This is a genomic window from Photobacterium arenosum, from assembly GCF_014841115.1.
Classification (GTDB): Bacteria; Pseudomonadota; Gammaproteobacteria; order Enterobacterales; family Vibrionaceae; genus Photobacterium; species Photobacterium arenosum.
Genome location: NZ_JACYTP010000029.1, coordinates 1 through 3,127, shown reverse-complemented (window position 1 = coordinate 3,127; position 3,127 = coordinate 1). Strand labels below are relative to the sequence as shown.

3 protein-coding genes are annotated in these 3,127 nt (G+C 52.8%); all 3 read left to right on the top strand.

What is annotated here, in order from left to right:
• The coding region (locus IFO68_RS21745) for a transketolase-like TK C-terminal-containing protein (protein WP_272872741.1) at positions 1-595 on the top strand (595 nt) is incomplete at its 5' end.
• Between the two features lie 242 nt (positions 596-837).
• On the top strand, positions 838-1,824 hold the full coding sequence (locus tag IFO68_RS21740) for a sugar-binding transcriptional regulator (protein WP_192017837.1): 987 nt from the start codon (positions 838-840) through the stop codon (positions 1,822-1,824).
• 472 nt (positions 1,825-2,296) lie between these two features.
• A partial coding sequence (gene tal / locus IFO68_RS21735) for a transaldolase (RefSeq protein WP_192017836.1) occupies positions 2,297-3,127 on the top strand: 831 nt, incomplete at its 3' end.

Genomic DNA, 3,127 nt, shown 5'->3' with positions numbered 1-3,127 from the left:
GGGTGAAGACGGCCCGACGCACCAGCCGGTGGAGCAAATCGCTTCGCTGCGCCTGACCCCGAACATGAGCACCTGGCGTCCGTGTGACCAGGTTGAATCTGCCGTGGCCTGGAAACTGGCCATCGAGCGTAAAGACGCGCCGTCAGCGCTGATCTTCTCGCGGCAGAATCTGGCTCAGCAGGAGCGTAACGACGCGCAGGTTGCGGATATCGCCAAAGGGGGTTACATCCTGAAAGACTGCGCCGGCAAGCCTGAGCTGATTTTGATTGCCACCGGCTCTGAAGTAGAGCTGGCGGTGAACGCAGCGGCCGAGCTGAGCGCCGAAGGCAAGCAGGTGCGCGTGGTGTCTATGCCATCAACCGATGCGTTCGACAAGCAAGACGCCGCTTACCGCGAGTCTGTACTGCCATCGGATGTGACCGCCCGTATCGCTATCGAAGCCGGTATTGCCGACTTCTGGTACAAGTACGTGGGCTTTGACGGCCGCATCATCGGCATGACCAGCTTCGGTGAATCGGCCCCGGCCGGTGAGCTGTTCAAGCTGTTCGGTTTCACCACTGAAAACGTGGTCAGCACAGCGAAAGAGCTGCTGTAAACCGAACCGAAACAATCATCGCCACCATGACAGTGGTTCCATGATTCAAAGGTCTGGCATTCATGTCAGGCCTTTTTTATCCCCCCGCTCATCACCTGTTTTCTTTCCTCAAACCCAGTGAGAAGAAGGCCGGCAAATCAATGCGGCAATGAAAACGCTGAACAAAGTGCATGACGGCTAACATTTGTTAAGCGCTTTTGAATCCATTACACTGACGCCACATCTGTGTATGGAACACCGCTATGACCACTTCACCGCCTACCGCTTCTTTTGACCATCAGCTGGAAGATACAGACCTGTTGACTGAAATTGCCATTTTGTATTACCAGCAAAGTGCAACGCAGGAAGAAATCTCGAAAAAATTCGGTATCAGCCGCCCTAAAGTCAGCCGTCTGCTCAGAAAAGCGCGGGAAGAAGGGATAGTGGAAATTACCGTTAAGTTCCACCCGATCCACAGCGCCCAGCTTGAACAGCGTTTGATGGACAGGTTTAACCTGAAACGAGCCTTGATTGCACTGGATCAACCCAGTGCACAAGAGCAACGAATGCAAGTCTCTACCCTGGTATCGGCCTATCTGGACGGTTATTTGAGAGATGATGTCGTTGTCGCGGTGGGTCAGGGGCAAAATGTTGCTGCTGTCGCCGATCATCCCGGTATTGTTTCCCATCGCAACGCGCGTTTTGTTTGCGCTATCGGCGGAACACACCGCAGCGGCGACACCATTAATGCGGATCATATCTGCCGCCGTCTAGCCAAAAAATTTGGCGGCACCAGCGAAACCTTATACGCACCAGCCTATGTCGACAGTGAAGTCACCCAGCAGGTGTTTATCACTCATCCCAATGTCAGCGAAACCCTCAATCAGGCCCGAAAAGCGGAGTTTGCCTTAGTCGGTATTGGCGATATGGATGAAAACAGCCATATGGTAAAACTGGGATGTTTCACGGCGAAAGAGTTTGTTGAAGCCAGACTCAATGACGGCATTGTCGGCGATATCGGCGGCTTTGACTTCTTCCGCCTGGATGGACAACAGGCGGGAACACTGATGCGTGGCCGGGTTGTCGGACTGGAAATGTCAGATTTGCATCGTATCCCGAATGTGATTGCTATGGCTAGTGAGAGCCGGAAGGCACTGGCGATTCTGGGCGCGTTAAGAACTGGCGTGATAGATGTGCTGGCAACCAGCGCAAGTTGTGCGATGGCCTTGCTGAACATGTCTGACTCATAAGCACAAATGGCAGCTACAGCGACATACGGGTTCAACCAGTCACTGCTTATATTCTCAACGGGTGAACAAAATTACACTAATCTTCTTTTTGTTCACTCCTGAGATGGTCACTGCTTCTGCAAACGCGCTGTTAACACCTCCTCCGTTCTATAATGACACGCAGAAATCACACTGGCATTTAGCACAAACAGGTATCACGCTGATTGATATCATATTTTTATATTATCAGTAGCGTCATCGCTATTGAACCACGCAAAACACAACGAATTATCCCGCTTTCCTGCCATCAGGGACTGTACCGGTTCGGGCCAGATTCTCCCTCACTTTCTGTAACGTAGGGTTTGACATTTGTGGCAAAAAGCTCAAATATGAGCACTTCATTTGCTCAGGCGTATTACATTCGTTCATGCACAATGAACCGCCACCGGGCAGAACGTCATTTCTTACCACATATCAAAAAGGTTTTACTGAGATGAGCACCAAACTGGAACAGCTGCGCGCACTTACTACTGTTGTTGCCGATACCGGCGACATCGAAGCGATTAAGAAGTACCAACCGCAAGATGCCACCACCAACCCTTCCCTGATCCTGAAAGCCGCAGAGATTGAACAGTACGCACCGCTCATCGACGATGCGATTGCCTATGCCAAAGCGCAAAGCAGCGATAAAGCACAGCAAATCGAAGACGCCGGTGACAAGCTGGCGGTGAACATCGGTAAAGAAATCCTCAACGTGGTGCCGGGCCGTATCTCCACTGAAGTCGACGCCCGCCTGTCTTACGACACCGACGCCAGCGTGGCCAAAGCCCGCAAGCTGATCAAAATGTATAACGATGCCGGCATCAGCAACGACCGCATCCTGATCAAACTGGCGTCGACCTGGGAAGGGATCCGCGCAGCGGAAATCCTGGAAAAAGAAGGCATCAACTGTAACCTGACTCTGCTGTTCTCTTTTGCTCAGGCCCGCGCCTGTGCCGAAGCCGGTGTGTTCCTGATTTCACCTTTCGTCGGCCGCATCATGGACTGGTACAAAGCCAAAGAAGGCCGTGACTTCGAAGCGTCTGAAGATCCGGGCGTGCTGTCGGTAACGGCAATCTACAACTATTACAAAGCCCTGGGCTACAACACTGTGGTCATGGGCGCAAGCTTCCGTAACACCGGCGAGATCCTGGAGCTGGCAGGCTGTGACCGCCTGACCATCAGCCCGCAGCTGCTGCAGGAGCTGTCTGAAGCACAAGGCGAAGTGGTACAGAAGCTCTCTGCTGATGTGGCTTCTGAAGTGCGTCCGGCGCCTATGACCCAC